Origin of the sequence: Micromonospora sp. CNB394, from assembly GCF_000374985.1 — a bacterium.
Lineage (GTDB): Bacteria > Actinomycetota > Actinomycetes > Mycobacteriales > Micromonosporaceae > Micromonospora > Micromonospora marina.
Map to the genome: position 1 here is coordinate 113,074 of NZ_KB895841.1, position 15,290 is coordinate 128,363.

Here is a 15,290-nt window from a genome sequence, read left to right on the forward strand (position 1 = left end):
GCAGGGTCACGCGCCGATTCCGAAGTCGGCGGCTCAGCCGGTGCGGTAGAACCGCTGCGCGCCCGGGTGCAGCGGGATCGGCCGGGTCGCCGCGGCGCTGGACCGGTTGAAGTTCGCCGCCTCCGGGTGCACCTGGATCAACTCGCCCTGCCAGGTGAACAGCACCCGGGTCAGGTCGTACGCGAGCTGCTCCGGCATGTCCGCCGCCACCAGGATCACGTTCGCCACGGTGATGGTCGGCGTCGGCTGGGGCGTGCCGTAGACCTCCTTCGGCAGCGTCGCCGTGGTGTAGACCGCGCCGAACCGGGCGCTCAACGGTTCGATCAGATCGCCGAGCGGCAGCAGCCGGAACGTGCCGGGTGCGGAAGAGAGCAGGTCCTTGACGCCGGGAGTCGGCAGGCCGCCGGAGAAGAACATGGCGTCCAGGCCCTTGGCCCGCATCTGCTTGACCGTCTCCGGCAGCGACAGGTTGAACCGCTGGATGTCCCGGTCCGGGTGGATGCCACCGGCGGTGAGCAGTCGCCCGGCGATGATGTCGGTGCCGGACTTCGGTGAGCCGGTGGAGATGCGCTTGCCGCGCAGGTCGGCGAAGCTGCCGATCTTGCCGTCGGTGCGGACGATCACGTGCGTGTAGTTGCTGTAGACCCGGGCCAGCGCCCGTACCGGCTGCGGCTGCTTGTCGAACGCCCCGCGCCCGTCGACCGCGTCCGCCGCCGTGTCGGCCAGGCTGAACGCGATCTCCATGTCCCCGCTCGCCACCCGGGTGATGTTCTCCACCGACGCGCCGGTCGGCTCGGCCCGCGCCTCGTACCCGGGCAGGTGGCGGGTGATCAGGTCGGCGTACCCGCCGCCGAGCTGGTAGTAGACGCCTGTGGTGTTGCCGGTGGCCAGGAAGATCCGCCCGCCGTGCCACGCCTCCGGCGCGGAGTCCTCGGCCGCGCACCCGGCCAGCAGCACCGCCGACATCAGCGCGGCGGTCAGCCGCAGCGCGCGGCCGGTCACCGGCGGACCGCCGGTTCCAGCGCCTCCGCCACCCGCTGCACCAGCGTCGCCGTCTCGTAGCCGATCTGGCCCAGGTCGCAGCCGGGTGCGGCCAGCACGCCGAGCAGCGCCCGCTCACCCACGGCCATCACCAGCATCACTCCGCCGTCCATGTCGACGATCTGCTGCCGTACCCGGCCGGCGGACATCAGCCGGGCCGCGCCCACGGTCAGACTGGCCAGCCCGCTGATCACGGCGGCGAGCTGGTCGACCTGGTCGGGGGCGAGGTCCGGCGAGGACGCCAGCCGCAACCCGTCCTCGGAGACCGCGAGCGCGTGCGAGACGTCCGGCACCTGCTCGGCGAAGTTCGCCAGCAGCCAGTCCAGGCCGGTGGAGGACGGTGAGGTCATGGTCTTCTCCCGTGGTGTGTGGTGGTCGGGGCACGGCGGGTCGCGCTGGCCACCCCCTCGGCGAGGGCGGACAGCCGGGCACGTACCACTTCGGGGTCGAGCAGGTCGGTAGCCGGCGGCGGCGCGGTGGCGTCCGGCATCGGCTCGGGCAGGTGACCGCCCACCTGCCGCCGGGGCAGACCGGCGGCGGTGGTCGGCGTCGGCGGCACGCTCACCGGCCGGATCCGCGCCGCGCTCGGCGCCGGCAACGCGCCTCCGGGCGTGCGGACGGCGGCGACGCCGCGTACCGGGCCGACGGTCGAGGCGCTGGTGACGAGGTTGCGGGCGCCGGCCGCCGGCCGTGCGGCGGGCCCCGACTTGAACCAGGCCGCCGCGCGCGGTCGCCGCTCGGCGGCCGGCCGGGACGCCACCGACTCGACCCGGGTCAGCACCGATTCCGGTACGTCGACCTGCGCCACGGTGCCGGTGCCGGTGCCGAGGTCGTGCAACTGCACCCGGATCCCGTGCCGGGCGGCCAGGTGGGCCACCACGTGCAGGCCCATGCTGCCCGCCGCCGCGCTGGACAGCATGGCCGGCGCGGCCAGCCGTTCGTTGATCTCGACCAGCCGGCTCTCGCTGACGCCGATGCCCTGGTCGTGGACGCGCAGCACCAGCCCGTCGACGGTGCGACGCCCGTCGACGAGCACCCGGGCCTCCGGTGGCGAGTAGACGGTGGCGTTCTCCAGCAGCTCGGCCAGCAGGTGCACCAGATTGCCCACCGCCGCGCCGTGCACCGCCGCGGTCGGCACGTCGATCTCCACCCGCGGGTAGTCCTCGATCTCGGAGGCCGCCGCCCGGACCACGTCCTCCAGCAGCAACGCGCACTCGTGTCCCCGGCCGGGTTCGCCACCGGCGAGCACCAGCAGGTTCTCCCCGTTGCGGCGCAACCGGGCGGCGAGGTGGTCCAGGGCGAACAGCCGGGCCAGCGCGTCCGGGTCGGTCTCCTCACGCTCGAAGTCGTCGAGCAGCCGCAGCTGCCGGGTGATGAGCGTCCGGATGCGCCGGGCCAGCGCCTCCGCCATCCGGGTCACGTCCAGCCGCAACTCGGCCTGCTGCCCGGCCAGCCGCAACGCGGCCCGGTTCACCGTGTCGAACGCCTCGGCGACCTGCGCCACCTCGTCCCGGCCGCGCCGGATCCCGTCGGTCATCCGGGTCGCCGGGCCCTCCGCCGGGGTCCGCTCGCCCGCCGCGATCGCGGTGATCCGCTCCGGCAGCTCCCGGTTCGCCATGGTCAGCGCGGCCACCCGCAGCCGGCGCAACCGGCGGCTGGTGCGTACCGCCAGCAGCACGGCGGTGACGAGCGAGCCGAGCGCGACGGTGCTCGTCGCGCCCGCTGTGAGCACCGCCCGCAGCCGGGCCGCCCCGGCCAGGTCCGCCGCGTCCCGGTCCAGCCCGTCGGACAGGTTCCGGCCGAGCAGGTTGTACCGGCGGATCGCGCCGCTCTGCGCCACGTACCAGGCGTCGCCGTCGGTCTTCAGCGCCTCCGGCGTGCCGTCGGTGTCGAGCACTGTGTCGCGCATCCGCCGGGCCGTGAGCACGTCCGTGCCGTCGATCAGCTGGTACCAGGCCTTGCTCGCCGGTCCGGAGGCGATCCGCAGGAACTCGGCCTGCCGTTGCTCCCGGGCGCCCCGCAGCCGGCCGAGCCGGGCCAGCTCGCCGGGTTCCAGCCCGCCCCTGACGAACACCGCCCGCAGCAGGTCGCGTTCCAGCGCGGACAGGTGCTCCTGGGCGGCCACCGCGGCGACCTCGCGCGCCTGGTTGGCCAGGCCCGCGTCGCGGAGCTGACTGGGCAGCGCGTCCGCGACCGCGAGCAGGGACTCCACGAGCGACACGTACGCCAGGTCGGCGCCCTCGCCGGTCACGGCCAGTTCCCGGGTGGGCGTGAGCTTGTCGAGGCGCCGGCTCGCATCGTTGAGCACGGGCTTCAAGTCGGGGGCCGCACGGCGGGCGTCATCCTGCGCCGAGCGGTAGCGCTCGACAGCCGTGTCCACCCGCCGGCGCTGCGCGTCCACGAGCGGACGGCCGGACGTACCGCCGCGCTGGCGCAACGCGGTCGTCTCGCCCAGTTCGCGTTCCAGCTCGTGCACCAGACGTACGGTCGCGGTGGCGGTGCCCGCCAGCACGCGGGCCCGGTCGGCGTCGGCGGACGCGTCGAGCGCGGCGTCGGTCTGCGCCGCCCCCAGCACGACCAGGCCGGCGGTGGCCACCAGGATCGGCGCCAGCAGTTGGACGCGGACCGAGCGGAGGTGTCCGGTGCGGTCCGCGGAGCGGTGATGCCGGCGTACGCGGGCCGGGTGGGGCAGCGGCACGGGGTCTCCCGGTCGGTCGGTCGGTGGGCCGGGCCGGACGCGCGTCCGGCCCGGCCCGATCGGGTCAGCTCGCGCCGAGGTCGCTCAGCGCCCGCTCCGCGCCGCGGTGCAGCGGCACCGGGTCGGTCTTGCGGGCGTTGCCCAGCTCGATGCCCTTCGCCGCCGGATTGGCCTGGGCCAGGGCGTCCTTTGACTCGAAGACCGTCCGGGTGACCGCACAGGCCACGTCGGCGTCCAGGTTGTCGCGCACCAGCAGCACGTTCGGCACCACGATGGTGGGCACGTCGGCCGAGGTCCGGTAGATGTCCTTGCCGATGGTGCCCGCCTGGTACGCCGGGTTCAGCTCGGCCATCTTCGGCAGCAGCGGGCTGATGTCGACGAACGTCACCTTGTCGCCGGACGTGGTGAACAGGTCGGTGACCCCGCCGGTCGGCACGCCGCCGGACCAGAAGAAGCCGTCGATGCTGCCGTCCTTCATGCCGTCGACGGTCTTCGTGAGGTCCAGCCGCTGCGCCTGGACGTCCTTGGCCGGGTCCAGGCCGGCGGCGCTGAGCAGGCGGTTGGCGATGACCTCGGTGCCGGACTTCGGCGAGCCGGTGGAGATCTTCTTGCCCTTCATGTCGGCCACCGACGTGATCCCCGCGTCGGCGCGGACCACCACCTGCGTGTAGTTGTCGTAGATCCGGGCCAGCGCCTGCACCGGCTGCGGCGCGGTGAAGCTCCCCTTGCCCTGCACCGCGTTGACGGCGGTGTCGAACAGCGAGAACGCCACGTCGTACTGGCCGGCGACGAGCTGTTCGACGTTCTGCACCGAGGCCCCGGTCTCGGCGGCCGTCCCGGTGAGCTTGCCGTCGGTGGTCTTGCTCAGCTCACCGGCGAGTGCATTGCCGACCACGTAGTAGACGCCGGTGGCGTTACCGGTGGCGATACCGACCCGGGTGTCCTTTGTGACCTTGCAGCTGACCTCGCGGGCGGCGTCGTCCTTCGCCGCGCCGTCCTGACGGCCCCCGCAGCCGGCGGCACCGGCGGCGACCAGGACGAGCGCCCCGACACCCGCCACTATCCTCGTGTCGATCCGTCCCACTCTCTCTCCTCCCCAAGGTCCACGGATTCTTCGACCGCCGGGCGGCCGGGGTGCCCGGCGGCGCCACGTCGGACGTACACGCCCGCGACCGCGAGCGCGGCGAGCGCCGCGCCGATCGCCATGGGCAGCGGTTCCAGCCGGAGCAGCACCAGCCCGGCGATCGCGCCGACGATCCGCTCCGGCACGCCGGCCGGGCCCACACCGGGCAGCCAGCCGCCGGCCGCGACCGCCAGCACGGCCACTCCCAGCGCCGACACCAGGCCGGCCGTCACGATCCGTCCGGGCCCGCCGATGCCGAGCAGCCCGAGACCGGTCGGCGTGATCACGAAGGCCAGCGGGATCAGGTACGCCGGCAGCGCGTACCGCAGGGTCTGCCACATGGTCGGCACCAGCCGGCCGCCGGTGACCGCGGCGGCGGCGACCGCGGCGAGCGCGGTCGGCGGCGAGACCTCGGACAGCACCGCGAAGTAGAAGACGAACATGGCCGCGGCGGGCGCCTCGACGCCCAGGTTCAGCAGCGCCGGGCCGATGATCACCCAGCCGATGACGAACGACGCGGTGACCGGCACCGCGAGGCCGAGCAGGCTGAGCGCGATCGCGGCGAGCACGGCGGTCAGCGCCAGCACCACTGCCGGTTCCGAGCTGACCACCTGCGCGCCGTCGATCAGCAGCGCGGCGGCCTGCGGCCCGAGGCCGGTCTTCGTGGTGGTGGCGGTGATGATGCCGGCCGCGGCACAGACGGCGCTCACCGCGAGCACCCCGCGTACGCCGTCGCGCAGCGCCGCCACCAGCCGGGCCGGCGTCAGGCGGTGCCGCCGGTCCAGGAAGGACAGTACGGCCGCGAGCGCGGTGGCGATGACGACCGCGCGCATCGCCGAGGCGCCGAGCGCCAGCACCACGATGATCACGAAGAGCGAGAGGAAGTGGTAGCCGAAGCGGACCAGCAGCCGCCACGCCGAGCCGGTGTCGATGACCACCGGCCGCACGCCGGAGCGCCTGGCGTCGATCTCGACGGAGAGCAGGATGCCGAGGTAGTAGAGGATCGTCGGCACCGTCGCCCAGCCGAGCACCTGGAGGTAGGACACGCCCAGGTACTCGGCGATGATGAACGCGGCGGCGCCGAGCGTCGGCGGGGACAGGATCGCCCCCACACCGGCGGCGGCGAGCATGCCGCCCGCGCGCTCGGCCGGGTAGCCGGCGCGGCGCAGGATCGGCCAGGTCACCGCGCCGATGCTGACGGTGGTGGCGGCGCCGGAACCGGAGACGGTGCCGAGCAGGAAGCCCGAGGCGACGGCGGTGCGCCCGGCGGCCGTCCGGGAGCGGCGGAACGCGGCGGCGGACAACTCCACGAAGAACCGGCCCGCACCGGACAGGTTGAGCACCGCGCCGTAGATGGTGAACAGCACGATGTAGGAGGCGGCCACGTCCAGCGGGGTGCCGTAGAAGCCGTTGTCGGAGTTGTAGAACGCGTCGACGAGCTGCCCGAAGTCGAGCCCCGCGTGCGCCACCGGCCACGCCTGCGGCAGCAGCCCGCCGTAGTAGCCGTATCCGAGGAACAGCACGCACACCGCCGGCAGGATCCACCCGGTGGTACGCCGGCACGCCTCCAGCAGCAGAAGCAGCAGCCCGGTGCCGAAGGCCACGTCCAGCGGATCCAGCAGGCCCTGCCGGTCGAGGAAGGCGTCGTACCCGCCGCCACCCGCGCCGACGGCGACCGGCAGCACCGGGTAGAGGCAGACCACGAGCGCCGCGAGGGCCAGCAGCCAGTCCACGGGCGTGGGGCCGCGCCGGTCGTCCACGTCGGTCGCGGTGCGCCGCAGCCGCACCCCGGAGGGGTACGCGAGGAACACCGTCGGCAGCACGCCGGCCAGGAAGAAGATCAGGTAGTACTTGCTGCCCTGGGCCAGCGGAAAGAACACCTGCCAGAGCGTCAGCAGCCCGACCGCGACGGTGATGCCGGTGAAGAGGACGCCGACCGGTCCGGCGAGCACCCGTCCCGGCTTCTCCTCCTCGAACCGGGCGGCCAGTTCGCGGGCGTCCTGCCGGGCCTGGTCCGGGGGCGGCTCCTTGCGGCTATCGGTCTCACCCGGGGTGTGGGTGTCGCTCTCGTCCGGGGCCTGGTCCTCGGCTCGGCTGTGGTGCAGCGTCTCGCCCGGCCCGTCGTCGGCCCACTCGGGTCCGCCGACGCTTCCTTCGTCCGGCGGCAGCGACACCATCTCGGCGTCCACGTCGGACCCCGGTTGCCCGCCGGTCGGCGGCCGGGGTTTGGGAGGAGTCGCGTCGGAGGGGCGAACGGACGGCACGAGGGGGCACGATACGCGAACAGCGCGCACCGTGGGGAACATTGCCGATCATGATTGCGATGAGTGACGGAATGGAGCTTCGCTCACACGTGTCGCAGATTTCTCGAACTGTTTCGCGTCGTCGGGAGACGGCCCCTTCCGGGCTCTCTCCCGATATCGCTCACAACGATGAATAACGGGCGTTTCCAAGACGCTTGTGGTCACGCAGCGTGTCCACTGAGGTGGGTCTTTTCTCCGTGGTGGATCGCGCGGGTCGGTGCCCGTAGCACCGGCTCGCGCCGGGTGGTGTGCGCCCGCAGCCCGCCGCGCTCACCCGCCGGGAATGGCCGGAGCGCGTGTTCCGCCGTGTCGCCCTTTTCTGATCAACTCCCTTTCGCCGAGGTGGCGGCGTGGGAAGGTCGATCACGCGTCACTTCGGCCCGCTGATCCTTGCCGCCTGCGGGCCGCGTCTCACTCGCGCCCGGGCGGCCCTTGGCGAGTGGAACGTCATGGGTGCTTCCGGCCGCGTTTGACACCCGTGGTGTCCCACTCGTCGTGACTTCGCCGATTGGTGGTCGCGACGCAGCCACAGCGCCTCGCCGAGATCTCGACGAGGCGCCGTGGGCGCCGGTGGGAGTGCCGCCCTCGCCGCCTTTGCTCTGCATCCACGGGAGCACATGGTTACGGAGCGTCCCTGCCGCGTGCGTGGCTGCAGAGCGGACGCGGCGGGGGAGAGACGGTGTCGTCGGAGGAGTGGGGTGAGTGCGGCCCGGAGGTACGGACGGGGCGTTGCCGTGGAGGGAACCGGCGGGGAAGTGGCGGCGCGCTCGCCGACGTCCGGGGCGGCCGGATTGCGGGTGCGGTGGTTACCGCTGCCCTCGTCAGGGCATGTCGTGCGGGACGACATGACGACGAGGAGGTGCCATGGCCGCCCGCGACGACGCCCACGGTGTCCACGACGACACCCGTGACGGGCGCGAGGACGCCCCCGCTGCCCGCGAGGACGCTCCCGCCGGGCCGGGCCGACCGGCCGGGCGGGAGCGCACCGGACCGGTGGGGCCGGAGGACGGGCCGGACAGCCCGGCCGATCTGTCGGCCACGGGCTGGATGGCGACGCTCAAGCGGACCGCCCGGGAGTTCCAGGACGACAGCCTGACCGACTGGGCGGCCGCGCTCACCTACTACGGTGTGCTCTCCATCTTCCCTGGTCTCCTGGTGCTGATCTCGCTGCTCGGCCTGCTCGGCGACCGGGCCACCGAGGGGGTACGGGACACCGTCGGGCAGGCGGTGCCGGAGGAGAACATCCAGCGCATCATCGAGAGCGCGATCGACCAGGCGGGCCAGTCCGGCGGGCTGGCGAGCATCGCCGCGATCGTCGGTCTGGTGGCGGCGTTCTGGTCGGCCTCCGGTTACATCGCCGCGTTCATGCGCGCCTCGAACAGCATCTACGACGTGCCGGAGGGGCGGCCGATCTGGAAGACGCTGCCGATACGCCTCGGGGTGACCGCGGTGATCGGCGTGATGCTGCTGATCAGCGCCGTGATCGTGGTGTTCACCGGTGGGCTGGCCGAGCAGGCGGGAAACGCGATCGGGCTCGGCGAGACCGCCGTGACGGTGTGGAACATCGCCAAGTGGCCGGTGCTGCTGGTGCTGGTGAGCCTGATGTTCGCGATCCTCTACTGGGCCTCGCCGAACGCCCGGCACGGCGGCTTCCGCTGGATCAGCCCCGGTGGCGTGCTCGCGGTGGTGCTCTGGCTGGTGGTGTCCGGCCTGTTCGCGTTCTACGTCAGCAACTTCGGCTCGTACAACAAGACGTACGGCGCGGTGGCCGGCGTGATCATCTTCCTGGTCTGGCTGTGGCTGAGCAACATCGCCATCCTGCTGGGCGCGGAGTTCGACGCCGAGCTGGAGCGCAGCCGGGCGATCGCCGCCGGACACCCGGCGGACGAGGAGCCCTACGTCGAGCTGCGTGACGACCGCAAGCTGCGCAAGAAGGGCGGTGCGCCCTCCCGCTGACCCGAGATCGCACGCTCGCGGTGGTCGCCGAGTCGGGCATCGCGCCGGGCCGGGGGGTGCTCGACCACCTCAACGAGGTGACCGTGGAGCTGGTCAGCGACACCGGCTGCTGGCTGGGCTTCTCGACACGTACGCGGTGGCGGTCCGCCGGGCGCTCGGCGCCGGCCGGCTCGGGCTCGGCCTCTGGCTGGCCGCGCCGGTGGCCGCCGCGCTCGCCGCCGACCCGCCGCCGGCTGCGCCACGAGCTGACCGTACGCGGGCTGGAGGTGGTCACGCTCAACGGCTTCCGGTACGCCGCGTTCCAGGCCCCGGTGGTCAAGGGCGCGGTGAACCACCCGGACTGGACCACGCCGCAGCGGCCGGCGTACACGCTGGACCTGGCCCGGGTGCTCGCCGACCTGCTGCCCGACGACGCCGTCCGTGGCTCGGTGTCGACGGGACAAGCACGCGAGGTATTCTCAGACATGGATACCGACCGGCTCGGGATCTGCGTGGATCTCGCTGACCCGGCGTGCGCCTGGGAGCAGCCGGCGGATGCCCTGGCCGGGCTGCGTGCCGCCGGGCTGCCGGTGGTGAAGATCCAGGTGTCCGCAGCCGTCGAGTCGCCCGACCCGGCCGATCCGGCGTACGCGGCCGACGACCTCGACGCCGCACTCGACGCGCGGTTACCGGGGGCCTGGCGGGTGCACTACCACGTGCCGTTGCACGCCCCGCCCGAGCCGCCGCCGCGCTTTACGGTGCCGGTGCTGCGCGAGGCGCTGACCGGGCCGCGATCCGGCCCCGGGTGGAGGCCACCGACGTGAAGGCGTTGCTGCTCGAACTCGCCGGACCGGCCTGGGAGGCACCATGACCGTAACCGTCGCACCGACCGATCCGGCCCTGCTGCGGGGCTGCTTCGACGCCGCGCTAGCCGCGTTCCTGGACGCGCGAGAGCCGGATCGGCCGGACGACGGTACGGGGGCCGTCCACACCGCGCTGCGCTGGTTCGTCCTGGCCGGCGGCAAGCGGATGCGCCCGCTGTTCTGTTACTGGGGCTGGCGGGGGTTCGGTGGCCCGGACACCTCGCCGATCGTGGTCGCCGCGGCGTCGCTGGAGCTGTTCCACGCGTTCGCGCTGATCCACGACGACATCGTGGACCGCAGCGACCGCCGCCGGGGCGCGCCGACGCTGCACCGGCTCTTCGCGGACCTGCACGCCCGCTGCGGCTGGCCGGGCGACCCGGCGGCGTACGGTCGGCAGGCGGCGGTGCTCTGCGGTGACCTCTGTGCCACCTGGTCGGCGCAGATGTTCCACGGGTGCGGGTTGCCGCCCGAGCGGCTGCGCCGGGGGCACCTGCTGCTGGCGCGGATGCGCTCGGAGGTGATCGCGGGGGAGTACCTGGACGTGGTCGGGGCGGCCGGGGACGGCTCGGTGGCGAACGCACTCACCGTGGTGCGGCTGAAGACGGCCCGCTACACGGTGACCCGCCCGGTGCAGATCGGCGCCGCGCTCGCCGGTGCAGCGCCGGAGGAGGTGGCCGCGCTGGCCGGGTTCGGCGACCCGCTCGGGGACGCGTTCCAGCTCCGCGACGACCTGCTCGGTGTCTTCGGTGATCCGTCGGTGACCGGCAAGTCCAACCTGGACGATTTGCGGGAGGGAAAGCCGACGGTGTTGCTGGCGCTGACCCGGGCGTCCGCCTCCCCGGCCGCCGTGGCCCGGCTGGCAGAGCTGGTCGGCGATCCCGGCCTCGACCAGGCGGGCGCGGCCGAGGTGCGGGGGGTCGTGGAGGAGTGCGGCGCCCGGGAGGCGGTGGAGCGGATGATCCGCACCCGGGCCGACGCCGCACTGGTCGCGCTGGACGCGCTGCCGCTGGCGGAGCCGGCGCGACGGGTGCTGGCCGCGCTCGCGGAGCGGGCGGTCGACCGCCACGAGTGACACCCACTTGTCGCTTGGCGCCACGGTGAAGCTCGAGGACCGGGCCCACGCCGCCACCGCGCACCTGCCCCAGCGCTGGACCCTGCCCTGACGGAGCCATAGAGTGGAGGCGGCGACCGCGAGGTGGCCGGTGACCCGGCGGGAGGCGCAACCCCTCCGGGAGCAGACGCTCCGGCGTCCACCGGTGCCCACGCGCCGCCGCCTCCGGTCGTCCTCGCCCCGGTCCGCGACGGAATCCCCCATCACCACAGGGGAGAAGGACAAATGGCGCGACCCATCACGCTCTTCACCGGCCAGTGGGCCGATCTGCCGTTCGACGAGGTCTGCCGGCTCGCCGCCGAGTGGGGCTACGACGGGCTGGAGATCGCCTGCTGGGGCGACCACTTCGAGGTGGACCGGGCGCTCGCCGACGACTCGTACGTGGAGCGCAAGCGGGCCACCCTCGCCAAGCACAACCTCCAGGTGTTCGCCGTCTCCAACCACCTGGTCGGGCAGGCCGTCTGCGACCACCCGATCGACGAGCGGCACCAGGACATCCTGCCGGCCCGCATCTGGGGCGACGGCGAGCCGGAGGGCGTACGGCAGCGGGCCGCCGAGGAGATCAAGGACACCGCGCGGGCGGCGGCGAAGCTCGGCGTCCGCACGGTCGTCGGCTTCACCGGCTCGTCCATCTGGCACACGGTGGCGATGTTCCCGCCGGTGCCGCCGGCCATGATCGAGCGCGGCTACCAGGACTTCGCCGACAGGTGGAACCCGATCCTGGACGTGTTCGACGAGGTGGGGGTGCGGTTCGCGCACGAGGTGCACCCCAGCGAGATCGCCTACGACTACTGGACCACGAAGCGCACGCTGGAGGCGATCGGGCACCGGGAGGCGTTCGGGCTCAACTGGGATCCGTCGCACTTCGTCTGGCAGGAACTGGACCCGGTGAACTTCATCTTCGACTTCGCCGACCGGATCTACCACGTGGACTGCAAGGACGCGAAGGTCCGTACCGGCGACGGGCGGCGGGGCCGGCTCTCCTCCCACCTGCCCTGGGCCGACCTGCGGCGCGGCTGGGACTTCGTCTCCACCGGCCACGGCGACGTGCCGTGGGAGGACTGCTTCCGGGCGCTGAACGCGATCGGCTACGACGGCCCGATCTCGGTCGAGTGGGAGGACGCCGGCATGGACCGCCTGGTCGGCGCGCCGGAGGCACTCCAGTTCGTCCGCCGCCTGGCGTTCGACGCCCCGAGCGCGGCTTTCGACGCGGCGTTCAGCAGCAGCCGCGACTGAACGGTCAGCGGGCGGCGTAGACCTGGTCGCTGACCAGGCGCGCCGCCCCGACCAGGCCGGCGCGGCAACCGGGCCCGGGGCGGGCCGAGGAGGTCGGCCAGCTCGACCCGGGAGCGAGGGCCGTCGTCGCGCGGCAGGCGCAGCAGTCGCGCCTGATCCGCCGTCTCCGGTCCGAGCATCGGCATGTGGCCACCTCCCCACGGAGAATGTGCCACATCCGTGCCCGCGCACACGGGAGCGGGCCGGTCACCCGGAGGTGACCGGCCCGCTGTCCGTCTGCATCAGAGCGTGTTGCCGGTGCTGGACGGCTTGGTGCTCGTGCCGGTCGTGGTCGAGCCGGACGCGCTGGTCGAGCCCGTGCCGTTGGCGCTGCGGCTGCCGACCGCGGCCGGCGTGCCGGCGAACGGCTTGTCGGCGTCGGTCATGCCCGGCTTGCCACCGTTGGTGGCGAGCTTCTCGCCGATCTTGGTCTGCCCCAGCTTGTCCTTGCCCTCCGAGTAGAGCCGGGTCGCCTGGGCCTGCGCGACCCCGGCCGCCTCCTGGACGGTCGGGTGGTCGAGCACCTTGCGCCCGCGGACCACCAGCTCCTCGTACTTCTCCCGGCCGGCACGGGCGCCCAGGACGAATCCCGCAGCCAGCCCGCCAAGAAACATGATCTTTCCGCGCATGGCGGCTCCTTCCGTACCTGACGCTCTCGCCGGTCTCCGCCAGCTCGGCGGAACGACCGTCTCGCGCCTGCGTTCTCTGTCGACGGCTAACTACCCATCCTGCTCTCCGCTCATGCCTCCCTGTGCCGAGATGACGATTTGTCCGTAATCTTGGTGCGTCAGCCGGTCCGGCCCTCCTCCGGTAACCCCCTGGCGCACCACCCCCCGATGTCCTGTACTCTTGTCCCCGTCGCACGGAGCGGAGAGATCCGGACCGTGCGGTGCACGGTCCCCTGTAGCTCAATTGGCAGAGCAGCCGGCTGTTAACCGGCAGGTTATTGGTTCGAGTCCAATCGGGGGAGCCTCGCTCCACGTCACGCCCGTCGGCATCGTCGGCGGGCGTTCGTCGTTCCCGCGCCCCGCCCGCGCCCCGGGCTGCCCGGTTTCCGCCCCCGGCTCCTCGTTCGCCCGGCAGGATGGTCGGCGTCGACCTAGACTCCCACTGCGTCGATTGATGCGTCGATTCGAGGACGGTGGAGATGGCCCACTTCGCCGAGGTGCCCAGCGCCGAGGCGCTCGCCGTGCTGCCGCTCGTGGTGCCCGTCGGGCTGGGCGTGGCGGTCGCCGTCGGCGTCCTGCTGGACACCGTCGTGGTCCGCTCGCCGCTGGTGCCCGCGCCCGCGTACGACATCGGGCCGAAGGTCTGGTGGCCGGGCCGGTTGTCGCGGTCGCACCGCGCGGGCGACCCCGCCGGGGCGGGGGTGGACCGTGCCTGACCCGGACGTGGTGATCGTCGGCGGCGGCCTGGCCGGCCTCGCCGCGGCCCGGCGGCTGCACCGCGCCGGCGTGCCGTGGCGGCTGCTGGAGGCGGGCGACCGACTCGGCGGGCGGGTCGCCACCGACCGCGTCGACGGGTTCCTGCTGGACCGGGGCTTCCAGGTGCTGAACACCGCGTACCCGCGCCTGGCCGGCCTGGTCGACGTCGGCACTCTCGGCATGGGCTGGTTCACCTCCGGCGTGCTGGTGCGCCGCGGCGACCGCCTGGAACGTCTGGTCAACCCGCTGCGCGAACCCACCGGCGCACCCGGCACGCTCACTGCGGGCATCGGATCGCTGACCGACCGGTTGCGGTTCGCCGCGCTCGCCGCCGGCTACGCCACAGTGCCGGTCGGGCGGCTGCTCGGCACACCCGAGACCAGCGCCGAGAAGGCGCTGCGCCGGGCCGGGCTCTCCGACGCGATCATCGAGGAACTGCTCCGGCCCTTCCTGTCCGGCGTGCTGCTCGACCGTGAGCTGGCCACCTCCAGCCACGTCCTCGCGGTCATCATGCGCTCCTTCGCCAGGGGCCGGATCGGCCTGCCCGCGGACGGGATGCAGGCGCTGCCGAAGGCGCTCGCCGCGCCGCTTCCTGCCGAGCTGATCGAGCTGAACACCCCGGTCACCGAGGTCGCGCCCGGCCGGGTCCGCACCCCCTCCGGCGAGATCGCGTGCCGCGCCGTCGTGGTCGCCGTCGATCCGCCCGCGGCGGCCACGCTGCTGCCCGGCCTCGATCGGGTACGCATGCACGCGTACACGACCTACTACCACCGCACCGGCACGGCGCCGCTGGACGAGCCGATCCTGCTGCTCGACGGCGACCGGCGCGAACTCGTCGCCAACACGGTGGTGATCAGCCGGGCCGCGCCCACGTACGCGCCGGACGGCCAGCACCTGGTCGCCACCTCGGTGGTCGGCCCGCAGGCCCCGCCGGAACCGGTGATCCGGCGCGAACTGGACCGCCTCTACGGCCGCTCCACCGCCGACTGGACCCACCTCACCACTGTCACAGTGCCGGATGCGCTCCCCGCCGCCCCGCCACCGCAGGGCCGGCTGCGCAAGCCGGTGGCGCTCGGCGACGGCCTGTACGTGGCCGGGGACCACCGGGACAGCCCGTCCATCCAGGGGGCGCTCGCCAGCGGGTGGCGTACGGTCGGCGAGGTCCTCGCGGCGTTGCGGCGCGCCTGAGCGATTGGTCGGCGGGTTGCGCGTTGTTATCCTCGCGTTGCCCATCGTGCTGTCGCGGCCGTGTTTCTGCCCGGTAGGTGGTGGTCCGCGCAACGATCGGCGGGTTACGATCCGGCGCGGTCACGGGGCGGTAGCTCAGCCGGTTAGAGCAGGGGACTCATAATCCCTCGGTCGCGGGTTCGAACCCCGCCCGCCCCACCAGGCCATTCCCCTGGGCGATAGTGCTGTCGGGGAGACCCGGACGTGCCGCGTCGACGTCCGGACCGACGCCTCTCCGTCCGCCCCGGGTTCGCAGCAGCGCGGTCGGGTGCCCGGCCGAGGCCGGCGGG

The 15,290-nt window shown here is 73.3% G+C and carries 10 protein-coding genes, 2 tRNA genes and 2 pseudogenes; 8 read left to right on the forward strand and 6 right to left on the reverse strand.

Going from position 1 to position 15,290, the window contains the following annotated elements:
- Positions 1-33: 33 nt before the first annotated feature.
- The 5 genes from C569_RS0119080 to C569_RS0119100 form a co-directional block, all read right to left on the reverse strand.
- The gene (locus tag C569_RS0119080; protein WP_018787376.1) at positions 34-1,002 is read right to left on the reverse strand and encodes a TAXI family TRAP transporter solute-binding subunit; all 969 of its coding nucleotides are present in this window, start codon (positions 1,000-1,002) and stop codon (positions 34-36) included.
- On the reverse strand, positions 999-1,391 hold the full coding sequence (locus tag C569_RS0119085) for a roadblock/LC7 domain-containing protein (protein WP_018787377.1): 393 nt from the start codon (positions 1,389-1,391) through the stop codon (positions 999-1,001). The genes C569_RS0119080 and C569_RS0119085 overlap by 4 nt, the downstream gene beginning before the upstream one ends.
- Entirely contained in the window at positions 1,388-3,739 is a 2,352-nt protein-coding gene (locus C569_RS0119090; protein WP_026268356.1) for a nitrate- and nitrite sensing domain-containing protein, read from the reverse strand. The genes C569_RS0119085 and C569_RS0119090 overlap by 4 nt, the downstream gene beginning before the upstream one ends.
- A gap of 64 nt (positions 3,740-3,803) precedes the next feature.
- Complete coding sequence (locus C569_RS0119095; protein WP_026268357.1) at positions 3,804-4,823, reverse strand: TAXI family TRAP transporter solute-binding subunit; 1,020 nt, start codon at positions 4,821-4,823, stop codon at positions 3,804-3,806.
- The gene (locus C569_RS0119100) at positions 4,799-7,051 is read right to left on the reverse strand and encodes a TRAP transporter fused permease subunit (protein WP_018787379.1); all 2,253 of its coding nucleotides are present in this window, start codon (positions 7,049-7,051) and stop codon (positions 4,799-4,801) included. The genes C569_RS0119095 and C569_RS0119100 overlap by 25 nt, the downstream gene beginning before the upstream one ends.
- A 978-nt stretch (positions 7,052-8,029) precedes the next feature.
- On the opposite strand from C569_RS0119100, the gene C569_RS0119105 reads away from it, so the two are divergent.
- From C569_RS0119105 to C569_RS0119120, 4 genes and pseudogenes are all read left to right on the forward strand, one after another.
- Entirely contained in the window at positions 8,030-9,121 is a 1,092-nt protein-coding gene (locus C569_RS0119105) for a YihY/virulence factor BrkB family protein (protein WP_018787380.1), read from the forward strand.
- Between the two features lie 5 nt (positions 9,122-9,126).
- Positions 9,127-9,246: pseudogene (locus C569_RS33775) on the forward strand (hydrolase TatD); the annotation flags it as partial.
- A gap of 721 nt (positions 9,247-9,967) precedes the next feature.
- Positions 9,968-11,035 carry a polyprenyl synthetase family protein gene (locus C569_RS0119115; RefSeq protein ID WP_018787381.1) on the forward strand — a complete coding sequence of 356 codons (1,068 nt, stop codon included), beginning with the start codon at positions 9,968-9,970 and terminating at the stop codon, positions 11,033-11,035.
- A gap of 264 nt (positions 11,036-11,299) precedes the next feature.
- A complete protein-coding gene (locus C569_RS0119120; protein ID WP_018787382.1) occupies positions 11,300-12,310 on the forward strand; it encodes a sugar phosphate isomerase/epimerase in 1,011 nt (336 codons plus the stop codon).
- Positions 12,311-12,591: 281 nt separating this feature from the next.
- Here C569_RS0119120 and C569_RS0119125 read toward each other — a convergent pair whose 3' ends face one another.
- Positions 12,592-12,978 carry a hypothetical protein gene (locus C569_RS0119125; RefSeq protein WP_018787383.1) on the reverse strand — a complete coding sequence of 129 codons (387 nt, stop codon included), beginning with the start codon at positions 12,976-12,978 and terminating at the stop codon, positions 12,592-12,594.
- Between the two features lie 268 nt (positions 12,979-13,246).
- On the opposite strand from C569_RS0119125, the gene C569_RS0119130 reads away from it, so the two are divergent.
- From C569_RS0119130 to C569_RS0119145, 4 genes and pseudogenes are all read left to right on the forward strand, one after another.
- Positions 13,247-13,319 (forward strand) — tRNA-Asn (locus C569_RS0119130).
- A 210-nt stretch (positions 13,320-13,529) separates the two neighbouring features.
- Positions 13,530-13,733 (forward strand): annotated as a pseudogene (locus C569_RS0119135) (MMPL family transporter); the annotation flags it as partial.
- Complete coding sequence (locus C569_RS0119140) at positions 13,726-14,961, forward strand: NAD(P)/FAD-dependent oxidoreductase (protein ID WP_018787385.1); 1,236 nt, start codon at positions 13,726-13,728, stop codon at positions 14,959-14,961. The pseudogene C569_RS0119135 and the gene C569_RS0119140, both read left to right, overlap by 8 nt.
- Before the next feature lie 124 nt (positions 14,962-15,085).
- A tRNA-Ile gene (locus C569_RS0119145) sits at positions 15,086-15,162 on the forward strand.
- Positions 15,163-15,290: the final 128 nt, after the last annotated feature.

What these genes read in the sequence shown, in the direction of transcription:
- C569_RS0119085 (WP_018787377.1), bottom strand. Translation starts at nt 1,391, where the DNA reads ATGACCTCACCGTCCTCCACCGGCCTGGACTGGCTGCTGGCGAACTTC.
- C569_RS0119105 (WP_018787380.1), top strand. Translation starts at nt 8,030, where the DNA reads ATGGCCGCCCGCGACGACGCCCACGGTGTCCACGACGACACCCGTGAC.
- C569_RS0119115 (WP_018787381.1), top strand. Translation starts at nt 9,968, where the DNA reads ATGACCGTAACCGTCGCACCGACCGATCCGGCCCTGCTGCGGGGCTGC.
- C569_RS0119120 (WP_018787382.1), top strand. Translation starts at nt 11,300, where the DNA reads ATGGCGCGACCCATCACGCTCTTCACCGGCCAGTGGGCCGATCTGCCG.
- C569_RS0119125 (WP_018787383.1), bottom strand. Translation starts at nt 12,978, where the DNA reads ATGCGCGGAAAGATCATGTTTCTTGGCGGGCTGGCTGCGGGATTCGTC.